General features: G+C 69.2%; 19 protein-coding genes and 1 other RNA gene. 11 read left to right on the top strand and 9 right to left on the bottom strand.

Annotated elements, in window-relative coordinates:
- The first annotated feature begins 18 nt into the window (after positions 1-18).
- The 7 genes from Mth01_RS08115 to Mth01_RS08085 all read left to right on the top strand — a co-directional run bounded on the left by Mth01_RS08115 (position 19) and on the right by Mth01_RS08085 (position 5,423).
- Positions 19-207 (top strand): ABC transporter permease, encoded by a 189-nt coding sequence (locus Mth01_RS08115; protein WP_204013848.1) that lies wholly within the window; start codon positions 19-21, stop codon positions 205-207.
- A gap of 11 nt (positions 208-218) precedes the next feature.
- Positions 219-764 carry a YbhB/YbcL family Raf kinase inhibitor-like protein gene (locus Mth01_RS08110; RefSeq protein ID WP_204013846.1) on the top strand — a complete coding sequence of 182 codons (546 nt, stop codon included), beginning with the start codon at positions 219-221 and terminating at the stop codon, positions 762-764.
- Positions 765-947: 183 nt separating this feature from the next.
- Positions 948-2,645: a hypothetical protein gene (locus tag Mth01_RS08105; RefSeq protein WP_204013844.1), complete on the top strand. Its 1,698-nt coding sequence runs from the start codon at positions 948-950 to the stop codon at positions 2,643-2,645.
- 76 nt (positions 2,646-2,721) lie between these two features.
- Positions 2,722-3,753, top strand: coding sequence for a Rossmann-fold NAD(P)-binding domain-containing protein (locus Mth01_RS08100; RefSeq protein ID WP_204013842.1), 1,032 nt, complete (start codon positions 2,722-2,724; stop codon positions 3,751-3,753).
- A gap of 191 nt (positions 3,754-3,944) precedes the next feature.
- The gene (locus Mth01_RS08095) at positions 3,945-4,691 is read left to right on the top strand and encodes an aminoglycoside N(3)-acetyltransferase (protein WP_239089472.1); all 747 of its coding nucleotides are present in this window, start codon (positions 3,945-3,947) and stop codon (positions 4,689-4,691) included.
- A 127-nt stretch (positions 4,692-4,818) separates the two neighbouring features.
- Positions 4,819-5,118 (top strand): type II toxin-antitoxin system Phd/YefM family antitoxin, encoded by a 300-nt coding sequence (locus Mth01_RS08090; protein ID WP_204013835.1) that lies wholly within the window; start codon positions 4,819-4,821, stop codon positions 5,116-5,118.
- Positions 5,115-5,423: a hypothetical protein gene (locus Mth01_RS08085; protein ID WP_204013832.1), complete on the top strand. Its 309-nt coding sequence runs from the start codon at positions 5,115-5,117 to the stop codon at positions 5,421-5,423. Before Mth01_RS08090 ends, Mth01_RS08085 begins: the two co-directional genes overlap by 4 nt.
- Positions 5,424-5,664: 241 nt before the next feature.
- On the opposite strand, the gene Mth01_RS08080 is transcribed toward Mth01_RS08085, so the two are convergent.
- The 3 genes from Mth01_RS08080 to Mth01_RS08070 form a co-directional block, all read right to left on the bottom strand.
- Entirely contained in the window at positions 5,665-7,173 is a 1,509-nt protein-coding gene (locus tag Mth01_RS08080; protein WP_204013829.1) for a DUF2079 domain-containing protein, read from the bottom strand.
- A gap of 617 nt (positions 7,174-7,790) precedes the next feature.
- A complete protein-coding gene (locus Mth01_RS08075; RefSeq protein ID WP_204013826.1) occupies positions 7,791-7,946 on the bottom strand; it encodes a hypothetical protein in 156 nt (51 codons plus the stop codon).
- Between the two features lie 297 nt (positions 7,947-8,243).
- Positions 8,244-8,582, bottom strand: coding sequence for a hypothetical protein (locus Mth01_RS08070; protein WP_204013823.1), 339 nt, complete (start codon positions 8,580-8,582; stop codon positions 8,244-8,246).
- 122 nt (positions 8,583-8,704) lie between these two features.
- Here Mth01_RS08070 and Mth01_RS08065 point away from each other — a divergent pair, with 122 nt between their 5' ends.
- Both Mth01_RS08065 and Mth01_RS08060 read left to right on the top strand, forming a co-directional pair.
- Entirely contained in the window at positions 8,705-9,025 is a 321-nt protein-coding gene (locus Mth01_RS08065; RefSeq protein ID WP_204013820.1) for a hypothetical protein, read from the top strand.
- Positions 9,025-9,666: a nucleotidyl transferase AbiEii/AbiGii toxin family protein gene (locus Mth01_RS08060; protein WP_204013817.1), complete on the top strand. Its 642-nt coding sequence runs from the start codon at positions 9,025-9,027 to the stop codon at positions 9,664-9,666. Before Mth01_RS08065 ends, Mth01_RS08060 begins: the two co-directional genes overlap by 1 nt.
- A gap of 297 nt (positions 9,667-9,963) precedes the next feature.
- On the opposite strand, the gene rnpB is transcribed toward Mth01_RS08060, so the two are convergent.
- The 4 genes from rnpB to Mth01_RS08040 form a co-directional block, all read right to left on the bottom strand.
- Positions 9,964-10,356, bottom strand: an RNA gene (rnpB, locus tag Mth01_RS08055) — RNase P RNA component class A.
- Positions 10,357-10,404: 48 nt separating this feature from the next.
- Positions 10,405-11,589, bottom strand: coding sequence for a bifunctional RNase H/acid phosphatase (locus tag Mth01_RS08050; protein ID WP_204013814.1), 1,185 nt, complete (start codon positions 11,587-11,589; stop codon positions 10,405-10,407).
- 5 nt (positions 11,590-11,594) lie between these two features.
- Positions 11,595-12,335, bottom strand: a complete 741-nt coding sequence (locus Mth01_RS08045; RefSeq protein ID WP_204014080.1) for a zinc ribbon domain-containing protein — start codon at positions 12,333-12,335, stop codon at positions 11,595-11,597.
- A complete protein-coding gene (locus Mth01_RS08040; RefSeq protein WP_204014078.1) occupies positions 12,332-13,192 on the bottom strand; it encodes a Nif3-like dinuclear metal center hexameric protein in 861 nt (286 codons plus the stop codon). The genes Mth01_RS08045 and Mth01_RS08040 overlap by 4 nt, the downstream gene beginning before the upstream one ends.
- 97 nt (positions 13,193-13,289) lie before the next feature.
- On the opposite strand from Mth01_RS08040, the gene Mth01_RS08035 reads away from it, so the two are divergent.
- On the top strand, positions 13,290-14,396 hold the full coding sequence (locus tag Mth01_RS08035) for a M20/M25/M40 family metallo-hydrolase (RefSeq protein WP_204013811.1): 1,107 nt from the start codon (positions 13,290-13,292) through the stop codon (positions 14,394-14,396).
- A 66-nt stretch (positions 14,397-14,462) separates the two neighbouring features.
- Positions 14,463-15,830, top strand: coding sequence for a sensor histidine kinase (locus Mth01_RS08030; protein ID WP_204013808.1), 1,368 nt, complete (start codon positions 14,463-14,465; stop codon positions 15,828-15,830).
- A gap of 15 nt (positions 15,831-15,845) precedes the next feature.
- Here the strand turns inward: Mth01_RS08030 and Mth01_RS08025 are convergent, their stop codons facing one another.
- Positions 15,846-17,453 (bottom strand): 5-guanidino-2-oxopentanoate decarboxylase, encoded by a 1,608-nt coding sequence (locus Mth01_RS08025; protein WP_204013805.1) that lies wholly within the window; start codon positions 17,451-17,453, stop codon positions 15,846-15,848.
- 73 nt (positions 17,454-17,526) lie between these two features.
- A complete protein-coding gene (locus tag Mth01_RS08020; protein WP_204013802.1) occupies positions 17,527-18,537 on the bottom strand; it encodes a 2-hydroxyacid dehydrogenase in 1,011 nt (336 codons plus the stop codon).
- Positions 18,538-18,728 lie beyond the last annotated feature (191 nt).

Genomic DNA, 18,728 nt, shown 5'->3' with positions numbered 1-18,728 from the left:
TAATTGGAAGGCCCGTCAGTGATCCGTCAGCGGCTGGTGACCGGGCTCAGCGCGTTCGTCCCGACGAAGACGATGCCGGAGTGGCCGCGGCGATGGGTGGAGATCGACCCGGTCACCCACCTCGCCGACGCGGTCCGCGGGCTGCCGTCGCCCCCTCATGCCTCGATTGTGGCGCATCCGGTCGGTGCACCCGTATATTCCGCGTAGCATCATCGGGCATGGGGTCGCCGAGAAAATCAGCGGTCGCGCGAGTCGCCCTCGCCACAACGGCGGCGGCCGTGCTCGCGTCAGGCTGCGGGATCCTGGGCGGCGGATCGCCCAGGAACCTCGATCTGATCAGCGTGTCGAGCCCGCGGTTCCGCGACGGCGCCCCCCTGCCACCCGACTACTCGTGCAAGGGAGGGCAGGGTAACCCGCCGCTGCGCTGGTCTGGTACGGCTGGGGCCAGGTCGGTCGCCCTGGTGGTGGACGACAGCAACCCCCGCACCGGCGCGGAGGTGCACTGGGTGGTGTTCAACATCGATCCGAACACCACCGAACTCGGCGAGAACGACGTCCCCAGGGGCGCGAGGCAGGGCCAGACGACGAACGGGAAAGTGGGCTATACGCCTCCATGCGAGGCCGATGGCAGCTACCGTTTCACTGTCTACGCCCTCAACTCAGAACTCGATCTCCAACAGGGCGCCCCCCTCTCGGAGACCCTGGAGAACATCGCCGATCACACGATCGCTCGCGGCCGCCTCACGGCGGCCACCATCGAGTGATCCGTTGAACACCGGAGGTAGTCGTGCTACACGAATCTTCACGTAGGGTGTGACAACGGTCATCGTGGTCGAGCAGAATCGGATCCGATTGCTGAGCGCAGGTGATCAAAGGGGGCAGATCGCGTCGATGGCCGCGCGATCTCACCGGCGCCGCTGGAAGGCCATGGCCTTAAGGGTGGTGCGATGATAGGGGTCATTTCGGGCCTTGTCGCCGTCGTGCTCGTGGTGCTGATGGTTGTGGCGCTGGGCATGCGGTCGATGAATCGCAGGGAGAGCGCTCTGTCCGCCGAGCGCATCAAGGCGATGGCCGAGAACAAGGGCCCCAAGCCTCGGCGGCCGGCGGAGGAGACGTTCTTCGAGAGCTTCCCCCAGGGTTTCGACGCCTTCGAGGAGCCCGCCGAACCGGCCAAGCAGCCGCGCCCCGGATCCGCCCGCCAGGGCGGTGGCCGGCAGGCGCGCGCCGCGGAGCGTGGCGGCAAACAGGCCGCCGCTGCCGGAGCGCGCGGCAAGCGCGGCGTCGACGAATGGGGCGAGCACGACGACTACGACGACGACTACTGGTCCCGCGTCCGCGCCGACGACGGCGGCTTCGGCGGCAGCATCGCCGCCCGGGTAGCCACCCCGCGGCCGGCCGAGCAGCCCGCCGAGGCCGAGGCGACGACCGGCGCGGCCGCCGACCCCAACGCGGCGACCATGCAGGTTCCGCTGCCGCAGCGTCCGGTCCCCGCCGGGCTCGCCGACCTGGTGGAGACCTCCCAGACCGCGGCCGGCACCTCGAGGGGCAGGGCCAAGCAGACTCCTGCGGCCTCCACGTCCACCGCCTCCGCTTCCATGTCCGCTTCGGCACTGGCCGAGCAGAAGACCGTGACGTTCTCCGCGCCCACGCCGACACCGGATGCGCTGGGGACCAGTCCCTCGCGCGGCCGGTCCTCACGCGCCGGGTCCCGATCAACGCGGTCCGGCGGGCGGCGTTCGGCCGCGGCCGCCGAGGCGGGCCGTACGAGTGCCAGCGGCTCCTTCGAGGCACCATCCGCTCCGATGACGAGCCCCGCCACTCCGATGCCGACAACCGGGGCGTTCAGCGCCGGCTCCTATGAGACCCCGCTCGGCACCGGCCCGTTCGAGGCCACACCCCCCACCGCGGCCACCCCCGCAGCCGGGACCGGCTCGGCGTCGACCTGGCCGTCGGCGTACGAACCGTCGGCCTACGACTCGCCCCACGGTGACGCCTACGACCTGTCCCGGAACGCGACCGGGCCGTTCTCCCCTGCCGACACCGGTCCGTCCTACCCCGTGACCCCTCCGACCTCCGCGAACCACGAGGCCGGCTCCAACCCGGCTTCCACCACGTCACCTGGCTGGCCGAGCATGCGCGACGTGCTCGACGAGCCGGAGCCGCCGCGCCCCGCCTCCTCGTCCTGGCCGGCGGTGGAGACGTACCAGATGCCCCAGACTCAGACACCACCGCCGTCACCGGTCCCGTCGGCCTACGACGGTTACTCGGCCACCGCCGCCGCACCCGGCGACGGCGTCGCCTACGGCTCCGTGCCGCCGTCGACGCCCTCGTCGTACGAGGTGAGTGCGGGCTGGGCGACGATAGACGAGTCCGACACCGTTACCGGTGCGGTGCCGACGGCCTCGCCGTACGAGTCGGCCGGGTATGACGTCCCCTCCGGACAGAGCAACTACTACGGCTATGAGCAGCAGCAGGGCGGGTACGGCACCGAGCAGGCCGCGTCGTCGTCCTGGCAGGAGCAGAACACCGGCGGAAACTGGCCCACCTACGACGAGATGTACGGCGACACGCAGAAGCCGACCACCGCGCGCCGGGGCAGCCACCGGAGCGAACCGGAGACCGACTACCCCGACTATTACCGCTGATCCCGTTCGCTCAGCGAGGATCCGCCAAGGGTGAAACGGCGGTGACGGATCACCCGATCCGGCCGAGGATGGCCCCATGAAACTTCTGATCATCGGTGGTGGGGTCTTCCTCGGCCGGGCGATCGCGGCGGAGGCGCTGCGCCGGGGGCACGAGGTCACGACGTTCAACCGCGGCCGGAGCGGGGAGGACCTGCCGGGCGTGGCGGCGGTCCGCGGCGACCGTGAGGTCTCCGCCGACCTCGACCGGCTGGTGGACGGCGAGTGGTGGGACGCCGTGATCGACGTCTGCGGCTTCACCCCGCGGGTCGTCCTCGACTCGGTGCGGCGGCTTTCCGGACACGTCGGGCACTACACGTTCATCTCCAGCATCTCCGCCTATGCCGACTTCGGTGAGAAGCCGGGGATCGACGAGAGCTTCGCCCGATTCGAGTGCCCGCCGGACGCCGACGCGGACTACGGCGACTACGGCGTGCTGAAGGCAGGGTGCGAGCGGGCGGTCGAGGAGCATTTCGACGGTCCGGTCCTGGTCATCCAGCCTGGCCTGATCCTCGGGCCGCACGAGAACGTCGGCCGCCTGCCCTGGTGGCTCACCCGCATCGCCCGCGGAGGCCGGGCGCCCGCCCCCGGAAGCAGGGTGGTCGCGCCCGGCGACCCCGAGCGGCCGATCCAGCTCATCGACGCCCGCGACATCGCGGCCTTCACCCTCGACAAGGTCGCCGAGAGCACAACAGGCCGCTTCCTGACCGGCGGCGTGCCGGGCAGGGAGACCTACGGAAGCTGGCTGCGCGAATGCGTCGAGGTCACCGGCTCCGACGCCGAACTGGTGTGGATCGACGACGCGTTCCTGATCGATCACGGCGTCGGGCAGTGGACCGAGCTTCCCCTGTGGTCGACAAGCGATGACGTCTGGGCCACCTCCTCCGCCAAGGCGCTGGCCGCCGGCCTGACCTGCCGCCCGATGTCGCAGACCGTACGCGACACGTGGGAGTGGCTGAAGGACATCCCGGAGGAGCGGCGCAGCTTCGGGGTACGGAACCTGCGCCACGGCATCGACCCCGACAAGGAGGCCCACGTCCTGGCGGAATGGAGCGCATCGGCTCATGAATGACCGAGCACCGGCACCTGCCGGTCCGGATCGCCACGCCCTCGCCCTGGCCCCCGGCCTGCGGCCGCACCACGCAGCCTCGAGTCCGAGCCGCGCCTCGGGCGGATGCCGTCTCGCTGGGTAGACTCCGCCGAGTGGATCGGTCTCTCCCTCACACGGTTCGGTCTCTTTCGGCGGACCTGCATGCGCTCGGTTTGACGGCGGGCGACGTCGTGCTGCTGCACTCATCGATGAGAAGCCTCGGCTTCGTCGCCGGCGGCGCCCAGGGTGTCGTGCAGGCGTTGCTGGATGTGCTCGGTCCCGGGGGCACTCTCGTCGTTCCGACCCACACGCCCGAGAACACCGATCCCGCCGACTGGCGGCATCCACCCGTCCCCGAGGCATGGTGGCCGGTGATACGTGAGGGGACGCCCGGCTTCGACCCGTTACGCACCCCGAGTCGATGGATGGGCGTCATCGCCGAGACGGCCCGCACATGGCCTGGCGCCCTGCGCAGCGGTCACCCGCAGGTCTCCTTCGCCACGGTCGGACGGCATGCCTCGGAAATCGTGGGCGGGCACCAACTCGACGACGCACTCGGCGAGCGTTCACCGCTCGGCGCGGTGTACCGGCTGGATGGACGGGTGCTGCTGCTGGGGTGTGGGCACGCGTCGAATACGTCGCTGCACCTGGCCGAGTGGCGGCAGGTGTCGCCGCCACGCGCCCGCACGGGCTCGGCGATCCTGCGGCCTGACGGAGCGAGCCAGTGGACCACCTGGGTCGACGTGGTCCCCGACGAAGATGACTTCGATCAGCTCGGGGCCGACTTCGAGGCCACGGGCGCGGCAGTGATCGGCCGGGTCGGTGACGCGCCCGCGCGTCTGATGGGTCAGCGCGCGCTGGTCGACTTCGCGACCGCCTGGATGGCTGCCCACCGTCCCGCGGCGGCAACAGCGCGCTGAAGCCATGTCCTTGTCCGTACGTCAGGCAGACCAGACGTCCCTCATGCCTGGTGGTTCGCAGGCCGCCGGGAGCACAGCGTTTCGCGAGCCCTTCTCTCCCCGGATGTACAGGACGTACACTACGTACATGAGTGAGCCCGCACCCGAGTTCCCACCGCCGCCTTACACGGTCCAGGAAATCAGCACCACCCAGGCCCGCAAGGACCTCGCCGAACTTGTCAACCAGGCGGTCTACGGCCACGTGCACACGATCCTGACCAGGGACGGACGGCGTCTCGCCCGGATCATCCCGGAAGAGGATGCCTGGTTCTACACCCCACAGTGGCAGGAGAAGCTCGCGCGAGCGAAGGACGACATCACCGAGGGGCGCACCAAAACCTTCGGCTCGATGGACGAGATGTTCGCCGATCTGGAGACCGAGGGGTGAAATATCGCCGCACCGCCCAGTTCGACAACGACTACCGCAAACTGCCGGCCGAGCACCGCAAGATGTTCCAGCAGGTGGTCTTCGACCATTTCCTCCCCGCGCTGGAACAGGGCGCGCATACCGGGAGGGTCCCCTGGCCGCGGCGGCTGCGGATCCACAGAGTCGACGAGGTCTATTCACTGACCTGGAGTTTCGCTTCTCCTGACGGGCGAGCGCTGTTCACCTTCATCGTGGAGGACGACGAAGCCGGCCAACCGATAGTCACCTGGCTGGCCATCGGATATCACAACATCTATCGGCCTTAACCGAACCCGCGTGCAAGAAGGTCCTTGGCATCCTGCGACGCCTTGGCTGGGGATCCGGCGTCGAAGGGCGACTGCGGGTCGTACTCGATAGCGAGCTGAATGGCTTCGGCTGTGGTCTGATCGGTGATGACGTTAACAAGATCGATCCCGTCTAATCCGCCCGTATGGCTGGCCTGCGGCTGCTACCCAGACCATGAACGGCGTTGGGCTTTCAACGCGTTTCCGTGGTGAGGCCCAGGACTCATTTTGGGCACAGCTTGTCCTGTGCCAGTTGGTACACCGAGGATGGATCGCATAGGACGACATATCCATCTCGCGCGAAGACTTCACGGTATCCGCGCCGCCGAAGCCGCTCCACGTCCGCAACCTGGTCCTGAAGCGAGTCGAAGTGCGGTTGTCTGTCCCGGAGATCGGCCAGAATCCACGGTGCACGGGCGGGGCGCTCGGCGGTCTTCGCTGCCCAGGCCACGACCTTGGCCCGCGCCGAAATGTTCGGACCGAGAGCATTGGCCGCCTCCACGAGGACGCCGTCCGGCACCCGGCGCATAGCTTCCGTGGCCATGGCGAACCGGGGACCCGCTTGGTACCAACTCGGCTTGAGCAAGTCACCCAGCGCGAAGAACGGCATGATCCCCAATGTCACGATCGCCGTGACGGCCGCCCAGGAGCGGGTGAACTGCCGCACTCGCCGACCTTTAATCATCCGGCGAAGCCGTGTCGCACCATCCACAGCGGCGCAGAAGAGAGCCATGATGATCGCGGCGTTGTAGTGGTAACGCGTTCCCCACCAGCCGGCCGCACCGGGGTCGGTGGCGAGCATGCGTTCGGCCAGCAAGGCCACGGGCGCCAGCGCATACGGCGAGAGCAGTGGGAGGAAGAGCAACGGAGCGAAGAGCAGCAGGATCGTCCACACTTTCGTGTCAGGCGTGGCGAGAACGCTCAGCACCTCTTGCGGCCGCGTCACGATGCGCTCGATCGCCTCACCCGGGGTCCGGCCCCATCCGTTGAAGTACCAGTAACGATCGGGATCACCGCCGGACGCAGGGATGATCACATGACTGGCCAGCAGCAGGAAGCCCGCTCCCCCGACGACCATCAGGGTCCCGATACGGCGCCATCGGCTGATGAATAGAAGACCGACCCCCAGACCAGCCACAAAGATCCCCAAGTCCTCCTTGACCAAGAGCAAGGCTGCGGCCGCCGCCAGGGCATGGCCTCGATGTCCCGCCTGCAACCGTTCGAACAGGATCCCCGTGAGCAACGGGACGAACGCATACTCATGGAAATGAAAGTTCACCGCCTCAGCGACCGGCCAAGACAGGGCGTAGGCGGTGCCAAGCAGATATGCGGCCTCGGCGCCGAGCTGCCGTCGCACGTAGACCCACAGCGGCAGCACCGCAAGGGCGAAAAGAGCGGCCTGGACCACGATGAGCGTCTCGGGGCCGTCATGGATCCAGTACAGCGGGGCCAGTAACACGAGGATCGGCGAGAAGTGATCCCCCAGCAGAGAGAACGCCGATCCGAGTTCCTGCCAGTTTCCCTTCGCGTACGACATCGGTAGCTCGAAGTTCGCATATCCTCGGATGCCTTGATCGAAGATGACCAGGTCGTAGATGCCAGTCCGTAACGTCGCGAACTTGACCAGCCCGAGTAGCGAATATGCCAGAAATGCCAGTGCACCGAGTGCTCCCACCGCATATCCATGACGGAAACCGGCAGGAAATCGCCGCTGAGGAACAAGACGGAGCATGCGCGCTTCCCGGTGTCTGGCCGGTATTCACCAGCGAGGAGAAAGCGCCCTCGGTCCGTCCTGCCGCGATGACAAGCCGGCGCCCGAGGGCGCTTCTGGTTTCCCGCCAATAGCGAGAACGTTCCAAAGCCCTAGTCAGGCCTTGACGTGTTCACGGTTAGGTCAAGCGGGCCAGCCCCACTGCGTCGCACGCGTCCAGCCCGACGGACAGGTCATCGTAATGCCTCGACGATCTCCGAACCACGGACCGTTACTATAGTCGATCTGCTTTGTCTTCGACCCCTTCGCGCAGACGATGCTTGCTCCGTACCGCTCTGGTCCGGTCCCATCGCACCAGACGTTGGCCTGGGTGCTGGTCGTCCAGTTGGTGTAGCACCTCCCGTTCCCTCCGAGAGGAGTGATGTCGCTCGGTGCGCTGCTACCCGGCTCGTTCGAGATCGGGGCAGTGTCCGAAAGCGAGGCCGCAGAGGCCGGGGTCGCAGCGAAGCCAAGCGCGGTCAGCGAACAGGCCGCGATGACTGTAGCCAGCTTGTGACGCATTGGAGTAAAATTCTCCTTGCTGAAGTCGGGTCACGGGCGATGGTCTTGGGCAAAGTCCCGCCCGTGGCCCTAATCGGTCAATTGCGTTCTAAATCCTGTCTGATGCGATAATCTTTTTCAAGATCTTGACTCGATAGGTAACTTCTGGCAAGATCCACCTTTTCTTCCATCGTCCCCCTTCGGGCAGCCGCGACCGTGCCGAGCCGGACGCCTGCAGGTAAGCCGTCGATCACGTGTAGATGCTCCCGTCGATCTCTTCACGCTTGCCAGTTGCCCTCTCCGCACGTGCTCTCCCTGCACTGATCACCTCGTACGCCGTCGACCCACCGCGGAGCGGCAGCGGGCCGACGACGGAGGAGCAAGCCCGGCCTCGCGTGTACGTCAACCGGTCGTCGTTCCTCGGTCATTGGATGCCAACCTGCACGGCCGGGCTTGAGCCGTAGGAGCCGGTCTGCTGGGCTCGCCTGGGTCGATGGCGTGCGAGGCGATCAGGGCTCCCCCAGCCACCCACGAACCTCGACTTTCCGCGATCACCTCGGGGCCGGAGATCCCCGCCGGAGGCAAAAGAAGACCTCGGCCCGCTGCGGCGCGTCCTTCTGGTCGCGGTGGCCGGTGTCGCGGTCGTCGTCCTGGTGGTCGAGCTTTCCGCAGTTGTCATGCGTCTGCCCGTTGGGCGCGGCTGGCGGCGGCGCGGTCGGGACCGGCCCGAAGAGGCCGCATGCCCGGCCGCGTCCGAACGCGCCGCGCCGCCGCCGCCCATCGGGCGGCGGCTTGAACCCGTAGGGAAATCCGTAACAGGTCAGCCGGTGGTGATCTTTGAGACGGCTACAGCAGGTGCGTTCCGTCGTGGACTCGGACGAACGGGCCATCGTTGCGGAGTGCGTCGGTGATGCGGATACCGCGGGATTCGATGGCTGTCCAAGGCTGCAGTCAGCAACCGCGTTAGAGAGATCGACCTGACGATCAGCGCTGGATCGGTCACACTGGAGGCATGGATGCCAGGGGATATGGCGCGCTCCGCCCTTACGTCGTTCCCGCGACTCTGGAAGAGCTCACCGGACCAGTCAGGGGCGTCATCATGCTGCCCAAGCATCTCGACTGGGGGCCGGAGCGCAGCTACCACCTGGACCAGATCGCCGACGCGCGACTGCTGTACATGCGGGTAATCCGGGAAAGCGCCACACCTGACGACCTGCGACGCTTCCTCAACGCATCGCTCTTGCGCAAGCTCTGGCCCGAACTGGTCCTGCCCCCACGCGTCCGCGCCCTGTGGCACAACCGATTCCCCGAGCTTCAGCGTCAAGCCGCCTGATGGACGACTTCCATCGTCGTCTGGCCCGCATCGCCCTGACGGCAGCCAGCGATCACGGTTTCGCCCTGGCGGGCGGCTACGCCGTGCAAGCTCACGGCGTGCTCCAGCGGCCCAGCGAGGACATCGACCTGTTCACCTCCAGTGTTCGCGACGACTTCACCGAAGGAGTCGCGAAGATCTCCAACGCCTACATTGAATACGGCCTGATGATCAAAGTTGACGTGGACAGTCCTCAGTTCGTACGGCTCAGCGTCTCCGATCCCGCCACAGGCCGGACAAGCAAGGTGGAACTGGCCGCCGACCTCCGCTCACACCCACCGGTCACGATGGAGATCGGTCCGGTTGTCCACCTCGACGACGTCGCGGGAGGCAAGGTCGAAGCCCTGTTCACCCGAGCCGAGGTCCGCGACTTCATAGACATCGACGCCCTCCTGACCACCGGCAGGTTCACCCGCGAACAACTGCTCGACCTCGCCGCATCCCGCGACCTCGGCTTCGACAGAACCGTCTTCGCTGAGATGCTCTCAGCTCTGGAGCTATACCCGGATGGCGAATTCGTCGCCTACGGCCTGACCGAGCCCGAGGTCCGTCGGCTCCGATCCCGGTTCAACGACTGGCGAGCGGCACTGACCAACGACTGATCAAGACCTGGCGACACTGCCCACTGACGACTCTTCGCGCAGCCCAGGCCGCATTTCCCAGGCGTCGCCCCGCGATAGCGCCGCACGTCGTTTGCCGTCCGGCACTGCCGTACCGCCCCGCTGACGGCCATAAGTACATCACGACGACCGTCGATCTCTACGGGCACCTCGTGCCGGAGGCCTCCGAACGGGCTCGTACGGCGCTGGATGCCGCGTTCCGTTTCGCACTCAATGTGCCCCCGATGTGCCCCGATCAGGAGTGAGCCGGAAGTCGGCCCAGCTCAACCGGGATGAGGGCGGACGAGTCGGCCTGTAGGCCGGGTTCTGTGATCAGCTGTCGCTGACCGGCGGCCATCCATCTAGGGCCGTCGTTGCCGACGGCCTCGTGCGGTCTACCCGCGCGGCTCGGGCGGGCCGCCCTCGAACGTCGCGCGCGGGGCGTTCCGGAGAACGCCCCTTCTTGACCTTGCTCCGGGTGGGGTTTACCGAGCCACCCACGTCACCGTGGGCGCTGGTGGTCTCTTACACCACCCTTTCACCCTTACCCCCTGCGAACAGGGGGCGGTCTGCTTTCTGTGGCACTTTCCCGCGGGTCGCCCCGGGTCGGCGTTACCGACCACCCTGCCCTGTGGAGCCCGGACCTTCCTCGGCAGGATCCGAAGATCCTGACGCGGCCGCCCGGCCGACTCGTCTGCCGTATCCATAACCCTAGCGGCTCCCCCATGCATTCCCGCCGAGCTAATGCAGATGGGCGGTGTCGTTCAGGGTTCGTACGACGGCCGGGCCGTCGGCGTAGTAGTCGATCGCCGACAGGCAGGCCAGGTCGAGATGCATCCGGTACAGCGCCTCCGGCGGGGCGTTCAGCGCGAAACGGACGAGCAGTTTGATCGGTGTCACGTGGGAGACCACGAGGACGTGTCGGCTCTCGTACGCCTTGACGATCCGCTCCCTCGCCCGATCCACCCGGCGGGCGGCGGCCGCGAAACTCTCCCCGTCCGGCGGGGCCACGTCCGGGTCGGCCAGCCACGCCGCGAGCTGGTCGGGCCACCGCTGCTGGACCTCTGCGAACGTGTGCCCCTCCCACACGCCGAAGTCGGTCTCGCGCAGGTCCTCGTCCACCTCCACCGTCAGACCGGTCCGTACGGCGACCGCCTCAGCCGTCTGCCTGGCACGCTTCAGCGGCGAACTCACGATCACGTCGATCTCGTACGGCTCACGCGACAGCCGCGCGGCCGCGGCCTCCGCCTGGGCCATGCCGGCCGGGGTGAGCAGGGGGTCGCCGAGTCCGGAGAACCGCTTGTCGATCGACAGCGGCGTCTGACCGTGTCGCAGCAGCAGCAGTGAGGTGGGCGTCCGGGCCGGAGACGGCATCCAGCCGGGCCCCCGCCGGAGGTCCTTCACGGGGGCCGGGCCGGCGTCCACGTTCGGGGGTTCGGCCGAGGGGCTCAGGACCTCCGGGCCGCCGGGCGCGGGCTCGGAGGAGACGGTCTTCGCCTGCCAGGTCTCGCCCCGGGCCGCCGCGTCCATGGCCTCGTTGGCCAGCCGGTCGGCGTGGCTGTTCTGCTCGCGCGGGATCCACCGCCACGTCACCCGGAAGCTCCCGGCCAGGGCGGCCGCCTCGGCGGCGAGCGGCCGCAGGCCCTCGTGCTTGACCTTCCAGCGGCCGGCCATCTGCTCGATGACCAGCTTGGAGTCCATCCGTACCTCGACCTGCTCGCCCTCGGCGCCGAGATCGTGCAGGGCTCGCAGGCCGGCGATCAGGCCGCGGTACTCGGCCACGTTGTTGGTCGCGGTCCCGATCGACTCGGCGACCTCCGCGAGCACCCGTCCCGCCGAGTCCCTGACCACCGCGCCGAATCCGGCGGGTCCCGGGTTGCCCCGGGATCCGCCGTCGGCCTCGACGACGAATCTCACACAGGTCATGGCCGTCACAGGCCGGACTCGGCCGTGCGGACCAGGATCCTGCGGCACTCCTCGCAGCGGACCACCTCGTCGCGGGCGGCGGCCCGGATGCGGCTCAGGTCGGCGATCGACAGGCTGGTACGGCAGCCGAGGCACCGGCCGCCGTGCAGCATCGCGGCCCCGATGCCCGACTGCTCGCGCAGCTTCTCGTACAGCGCGAGCACGTCGGCGGGGATGTCGGCCGCGATCGGCGGCCGCCTATCCCGCAGCTCGGCGGCATCCTTGTCGATCTCCGCCAGGGCGGCGTCGCGCCGGTCCTCGGCCGCGCGCAGCTCGGCGGTCACCTTGTCCCGCTCCGACTTGAACGTGGCGACCTGGGCCTCGGCCGCCTCCCGGCGTTCCATGATCTCCAGCACCACCTCTTCCAGGTCGCCCTGACGTCGGCGCAGTGACGCGATCTCCGACTGCAGGCTCGCCAGGTCCTTGGGCGAGGAGATCTGCCCGGAGTCGAGGCGTTTCTGGTCGCGCTCGGCCCGGGTCCGTACGGTGTCCACGTCCGACTCGGCCTTCGCTTGGTCGCGGGCGAGGTCACCGGCGTCGGTCTCGGCGGCGATGACCCGGGTCGCGAGCGCGGCGAGCTGCTTGGACAGGTCGTCGATCTCGGCGAGTTCGGGCAGGGACCGGCGGCGGTGCCTGAGCCGGTCGAGACCCGCGTCGATCTCCGCCAGGTCGAGCAGACGCTTCTGTGCTTCCGGTGCGGCCTTCATCCCCATCCCTCAAATGCTCGGGGGTCCAAGTCGGTGGTCGTCGCCGTCCACGCGTCCGTGACGGTGTCGGAGACACGCGCCTCAACAGTAATGCCCTTGTTCTCCATTGCCGACGTCAGCCGCCGGGCGGCGTCGGCGAGCCATGGCCATTCGGTGGCCCAGTGGGCGGCGTCGATCAGGGCCGGACCGTCGGCGGCCTCCATGTGCTCACTGGCCGGGTGGTGCCGCAGGTCTGCGGTGAGGAAGACGTCGGCCCCGGCGGCCCGGGCCGTGCCCAGCAGGGAGTCTCCCGATCCGCCGCAGACCGCCACCGTCCGCACCATCCGCTCCAGGTCTCCCGCCACGCGCGGCGGCCCCGCCGTACGGGGCAGCCCGGCGGCGGCCCGTACGGCGAACTCGCGCAGCGGAACGGGCGCCGGGAGCGTGCCGACGCGGCCGAGTCCCCGCCGGGGATCGTCGGCGGACGGCTGGAGGGGGCGCAGCTCGGATGTGAGGCCGACCGCGCGGGCGAGCGCGTCGGACACGCCTGGGTCGGCGACGTCGGCGTTGGTGTGCGCCGTGTGGAGGGCGACGCCGCCGCGGATCAGGCGGTGGACGACCCGGCCCTTGAAGGTGGTGCCGGCGACGCTCGTGGTGCCGCGCAGGTACAGCGGATGGTGCGTGACGACCAGGTCGGCTCCCCAGTCGAGCGCCTCGTCGACCACTGCCGCCACCGGGTCCACCGCGAACAGGACCTTCCGTACGGGCTGGTCCGGGTCGCCGCAGACGAGCCCGACCGCGTCCCAGGGCTCGGCCCAGGCGGGGTCGTACATCGCCTCCATCTCCGCGACGACCTCGGCGAGAGTGCAGGAGATCATTGCCACCCGCGCACACTATCGCGCGGCGCGTCCCGGAGCGTGGAGCCGGGTACCGTCCCTGTGACGACACCTCTCCGGACAAGGACGGGCCCATAGGGTGAACCTGGACGCGATGCTGGCCGACCTCGAGGAGCTGGTGCTCTGCGAGTCGTACTCCTCCGACCATGCCGCACTCGCCCGCAGCGCCCGGGTGGTGGCCGAGCAGGGGCGCCGGCTGCTGGGGGCCGAGCCGGAGACGATCGTGATCGGGGGCGTGCCGCATCTGCGCTGGACGTTCGGCAGGCCGCGGGTGCTGCTGCTCGGCCATCACGACACCGTCTGGCCGATCGGCTCGCTCCGCGACCACCCGTGGTCGCTGCGCGACGGAGTGGCGCGGGGGCCCGGCGTTTTCGACATGAAGGCCGGGCTCGTGCAGCTCTTCCACGCGGCCGCCGCGCTGCCGTCCCGCGACGGGTTGAGCGTGCTGGTCGTGGGCGACGAGGAGCTCGGCTCGCCGACGTCCCGGCCGCTCACCGAGGAGATCGCGGCGGGCTGCGCGGCGACGTTCGTGCTGGAGGCCAGCGCCGACGGCGGCGCGCTCAAGACCGCGCGCAAGGGCATCTCACGCTACGAGCTCGCCGTGTACGGCAGGGCCGCCCACGCGGGCCTCGAACCCGAACTGGGCGCCAACGCCGGCGTCGAGCTGGCCCACCAGATCATCGCGATCGCCGATATCGCGGCGCGGATCCGGTCGTCCTCCGAGGCGGGCATGGTGTCGGTGACGCCGACCATGCTGTCGGCCGGGACCAGCACGAACACGGTGCCTGCGCTGGGCCGGGTCGCGATCGACGTACGGGTGCCGGACGCGGCCGCCCAGGCGCGCGTCGACGAGCTGATGCGCGAGCTGGTCCCCCGCGTCCCGGGCACTCGCCTGGAGCTGCGTGGGGGTCCGGGCCGTCCGCCCCTCGACCCGGCGTCCTCGGCCGACCTGTTCAAAGCGGCCGTCCGGATCGCCGAGGAACTCGGCATCGGGCCGCTGCGCGGGGCGACGGTGGGCGGCGGCTCCGACGGCTGCTTCACCGCGGGGGCCGGCTGCCCGACGCTGGACGGTTTGGGCGCGGTCGGCGGAGGCGCGCACGCGGCCGGGGAGCACGTGATCGTGGCGGAGATGCCGGCCAGGGCCCGGCTGGTCTCGGAGCTCGTCCGGAGGTTTGTCCAGTTTTAAAACGGGATCTCCCTGGATTGGCGACAGGTTGACCTAATGTGATCATCTGGTCACCGGGGGGATCGGGTGAGATTGTGGCAGGGCCGGTCCGTCAGGACTCGCCTGACGGTCATCGCGAGCGTGGTGATGGGACTGATGTGCGTCGCCGCGTCGGTGGCCGTGCTGTTCACCGTACGCATAACGGCACAGACGTACACGACCCAGGCGATCGTGGACACGGCCGAGCGGCTGGGGTACGCGGCCGCGCACGAGCGGCTGCCGCCGGTGATGCTGGACGAGGCGGTGGCGGGCGTGCAGGTGATCGACCCCAGAGGCCGGATCGCGTCGACGACGGCGGGCATCGCCGGGCGGCCGAGGATGGCCGACTTCCAGCCGAACGGGTCCGGCACGCAGGCACGGCGGTCCGAGTGCCGGTCGCCCGCCTTCCCCGGCAGATGCGTGACCGTCGCGGCATTCCGCATCCCGCGACGGGACGGCGTGTGGACGGTCTACGCGGCCGACTACGACGTGCCCTGGCACGTCGACAACCGGCTGCTGACCACGCTCGTCTGCATCACGTCGGCGCTGACGGCCCTCACCGCCTTCGGCATGTACCAGACCGTGCGCAGAGCCCTCGCACCCGTCGGCGCCATCACCGAGAGGCTCGCCATGATCTCCTCCACCGACCTGAGCCGACGCGTGCCGGTGTCGAAGTTCCGGGACGAGCTGCGGCGGCTGGCCGAGGCCGCCAACCAGACCCTCGCCCGGGCGGAGCTCGCGGTCGAACAGCAGCGGAGATTCGCCTCCGACGTGTCCCACGACCTGCGCAGCCCGCTGACGGCGATGCGCGCCGAGATCGAAGGGGCGATGCTGCACCCCGACGACGCCGACTGGCGCGCCACCGGCGAGGCCCTGTTGGAAAGCCTCGACCGGCTGCAGGCCATGGTCGCCGACCTCCTCCATCTCGCCAGGCTGGACGCCGGGGCGACCCGGCCGACGCTGGAGCGCATCGACCTGGCCGAGCTCGCCGCGCGGGAGCTGGACCGCCGCCCGCGCAAGGTGGACGTGGTACGGGAGCTGGCGTCCGGGGTGATCGTGATCGGGGACCGGCTGAGTCTGGCCCGGCTGCTGGGCAACCTGCTCGACAACGGCGAGCGCCACGCCGCGTCCATGCTGCGGGTCGCCGTCCGCCTCGAGGATCCGGACGCGGTCCTGGAGGTGCAGGACGACGGGTCCGGCATTCCCCCGGAATATCGGGAGGTGGTGTTCCAGCGCTTCACCCGGCTGGAGCAGGCGCGCAAGAAGGATGCCGGCGGCAGCGGTCTCGGCCTGTCGATCGCCCGCCAGGTCGCCCAGTCTCACAACGGCGCCCTGACCATCGAGGACAGCGAGGTCGGCGCCCGCTTCGTCCTGCGGCTGCCGGTGGCGCCCACCGGACCGGCCGCCGCCGAGTAAGCGGCCGCCTGGGCCTCACCCGTCCTCAGGCAGGGCGATCACCGTCGGGAGCGGAGCCCCGAGCGCCTCGGCCACGGCGTCCTCGAGCTCGTCCGGCGTCCTGACGGCCCGCCCCAGCGCCCCATAGGCCCGCGCGAGCGCCGGGAGGTCCGGCCCGTGCAGGTCGACGGCCACGGGGGTCGTGCCCTGCCTGGCCATCTCCTCCCTGATCTCCCCGAAGCCGCCGTTGACCGACACCACGATGGGCAGGTTGAGCCCCAGCTCCACGGCGGTGGCCAGCTCCTGCACACTGAACTGGAATGCGCCGTCCCCGGCCAGGACCACGATCGGCCGGTCCGGCCTGCCCAGCTTGGCGCCGATCGCGGCCGGCAGCGCGAATCCCAGCGTGCCGAACCCGGTCGGGAACAGGAACCGGCCCGGCGGGTCCACGGGGACGGCGAGCAGCGCCCCGTGATAGACGATCATCGAGTTGTCGCCGACGAGGATCGCCTCCGGCGGCAGGGCCCGGCGCAGCGCCGCCAGGTGTCCCGTCCACCGGCGGGTCAGCTCGCCCAGCTCCCGGTCGTGGCGAGGCCGGGGTACGGCTGCCGCGCCAGGCGGCGGAACGGGCTGCCGTTCCGCTCCGTCGAGCCGTTCGCTCAGACCTTCCAGGGCGAGTGCGGCGTCCGCCACGATCGCGACGTCCGCGACATGATCGCCATACATCTGACCGGGGTCCACGTCCACCCGGATCAGGCTTCCGGTCAGGGCGAACTCGTCGTCCCAGAGATCGGCCGGGCCCAACTCGGTGCCGACGGCCAGCACGACGTCGCACCCGGCGAGCCAGTGCCGTACGGCTTCCAGGTGCAGCGTGGCCCCCAGCACCAGGTCGTGGCTCTCCGGCACCGATCCCTTGCCGTTGACCGTCGTCACCACGGCGGCGCCCACCCGCTCGGCCAGACGCATGGCCGTACGGCCCACGGGCGACTCGTCGTCACCCGGCCGCTGGACGCCGCCGCCGAGCACGAGCCCGGGGCGCCGCGCGTCGCCCAGCAGCCGCGCCGCCTCGTCCAGCACGCCCGGATCGGGGACGCGGGGCATGATCCGGTACGGCGGGGCGATCCTGACGTCGTCCTCGGCCTCGAGCAGGTCCACCGGGATCTCTATGTGGACCGGCCGGGGACGTCCTTCGGCGAAACGGCCGAACGCGCGTGCCACGGCCGCCGGGATCTCCCGGACCGAGCTCACCCGGTGGCTCCACTCGCACAGCGCGTCGGCCGCGGCCGACTGGTCCTTGCTCTCATGCAGGTAGCCGCGGCCGTGACGGGGGTGGTCGCCGGGAACGCCCGGCGAGACGACCAGGACCGGCGAGGAGTCGGAGTAGGCCTGCGCCATGGCGGTGTAGGCGTTGACCAGCCCGGGACCCGTCGTGGTGAGCACCACCCCCGGCCGGCCGGTCACCCTGGCGTACCCGTCGGCCGCGTACCCCGCGCCCTGCTCATGGCGCGGGGTGACGCACCGGATATCCGCTCGGCCGAGCTCACGGTAGATCGCGAGGTTGTGCGTGCCCGGGATGCCGAAGACGATGTCCACGCCGTGCAGCCGGAGTGCCTCGACGAGGATCCGGGCTCCGTTGGGCGTCATGATCCATCCGGGGGTCGGGAGAGGGCTTCACAATACGTTTGCCCTTCCCTGTAATCTCATACGCCTTTTGAAGTCAGGAAATTCCGCCGTGTTTTCCGACGGCGTACTCGTCGGCCCCCGTGGACAGCACGTTCTTGATGGAACCGACGGCCTGGCTCACCATGCGGTCCATGGCCTCCCGGGTGTGGGAGGCGATATGACCGGTGACGAGGAGCCGGTCACCGAAGTCACTCAGCAATTTAGCCGCGATCTCTGAATTTCGGTCATAGAATCCATCGAAAACGGCCATGCCCACACGCTCCGCGCTCATGGCCTCATGCAGCGCGTGGGGGTCGACGACGGCCGGGCGTGCGGTGTTGATCAAGACCGCCCCCGGGCGCAACCGCTTCAGGACGTCGACATCGATCATGAACCTGGTCTCCGCGGTGCAGGGGACCATGACGACGAGGATGTCGCTGCGGCCCGCCAGTTCGGGCAGGGGCAGGTAAGACAGGCCCAGCCGCTCCTCGACGTCGGGTTTCCGCGTGCGGCTGAAGTAGGCGACGTCCGTGTGGAACGCCCGCAGGACCTCCGCGATCCGGGTGCCGTTCGCGCCCAGTCCGACGATGCCGACCCTGCGTGACCTCAGCTCGTGCGGCAGTTCTTCCGGGCTCCGCCAGCCGGGATATCGGTCGCCGAGAAACTGTCCGATATGCCGGTTGGCATTGATGATCTGACCGATGGTGAGCTCGGTCACCGAGTCCGTCGCCGCACCCGGCGTGCTGGTGACGACGATCCCGAGCCCGTCCGCCGCAGCCACGTCGACGAAGTTCTCATAGCCCACACCCAGGAAAGCGACGACCTTGAGCGTCTCCCGCGCGCTCGCCAACACCCCGGCCGTCGCCCGCTCCTCGCCCCCGTGCACGTAGGCCACCGCACCGCGCAGCCCGCGTATCAGCTCCTCCTCCGTCAGCGGCTGGATCGGCCTGTCCGGGATCCGCAGCCCATGCTCACGCAGCGACTCGAGCAGCGACATGTCGATGCCCGCCCCCGTGACCAGGATCGTCCCGTCCATCGCCGCCGTCTCTCCGACGAAGTCCCGCACCGCCACGAGATGGTCCGATATATCCCTGAACGCCGCTGTTTGGGACATTTGATCTCTCAGGAATTAGGCATTTATGTTGATTCTGCTCATCTGCATCTGTGCTAGCACGATGAGCAGACAACGCGAAATCTCACCGGTCATCCAGGCGACGGAGCAGCGTCTCAATGATATAAGGGTCGTGTAGCCCCTTG

Origin of the sequence: Sphaerimonospora thailandensis (genome assembly GCF_016863115.1) — a bacterium.
Lineage (GTDB): Bacteria > Actinomycetota > Actinomycetes > Streptosporangiales > Streptosporangiaceae > Sphaerimonospora > Sphaerimonospora cavernae.
Note: the sequence above shows the minus strand (reverse complement) of the source record. Positions and strands in the feature narration are given on the sequence as shown.

Bases quoted from the DNA above. Each gene is read 5' to 3' on its own strand.
- Mth01_RS08110 (WP_204013846.1), top strand. From the start codon at position 219: ATGGGGTCGCCGAGAAAATCAGCGGTCGCGCGAGTCGCCCTCGCCACA.
- Mth01_RS08105 (WP_204013844.1), top strand. From the start codon at position 948: ATGATAGGGGTCATTTCGGGCCTTGTCGCCGTCGTGCTCGTGGTGCTG.
- Mth01_RS08100 (WP_204013842.1), top strand. From the start codon at position 2,722: ATGAAACTTCTGATCATCGGTGGTGGGGTCTTCCTCGGCCGGGCGATC.
- Mth01_RS08090 (WP_204013835.1), top strand. From the start codon at position 4,819: ATGAGTGAGCCCGCACCCGAGTTCCCACCGCCGCCTTACACGGTCCAG.
- Mth01_RS08080 (WP_204013829.1), bottom strand. From the start codon at position 7,173: ATGCTCCGTCTTGTTCCTCAGCGGCGATTTCCTGCCGGTTTCCGTCAT.
- Mth01_RS08070 (WP_204013823.1), bottom strand. From the start codon at position 8,582: ATGGCCCGTTCGTCCGAGTCCACGACGGAACGCACCTGCTGTAGCCGT.
- Mth01_RS08065 (WP_204013820.1), top strand. From the start codon at position 8,705: ATGGATGCCAGGGGATATGGCGCGCTCCGCCCTTACGTCGTTCCCGCG.
- Mth01_RS08060 (WP_204013817.1), top strand. From the start codon at position 9,025: ATGGACGACTTCCATCGTCGTCTGGCCCGCATCGCCCTGACGGCAGCC.
- Mth01_RS08050 (WP_204013814.1), bottom strand. From the start codon at position 11,589: ATGACCTGTGTGAGATTCGTCGTCGAGGCCGACGGCGGATCCCGGGGC.
- Mth01_RS08045 (WP_204014080.1), bottom strand. From the start codon at position 12,335: ATGAAGGCCGCACCGGAAGCACAGAAGCGTCTGCTCGACCTGGCGGAG.
- Mth01_RS08040 (WP_204014078.1), bottom strand. From the start codon at position 13,192: ATGATCTCCTGCACTCTCGCCGAGGTCGTCGCGGAGATGGAGGCGATG.
- Mth01_RS08025 (WP_204013805.1), bottom strand. From the start codon at position 17,453: ATGACGCCCAACGGAGCCCGGATCCTCGTCGAGGCACTCCGGCTGCAC.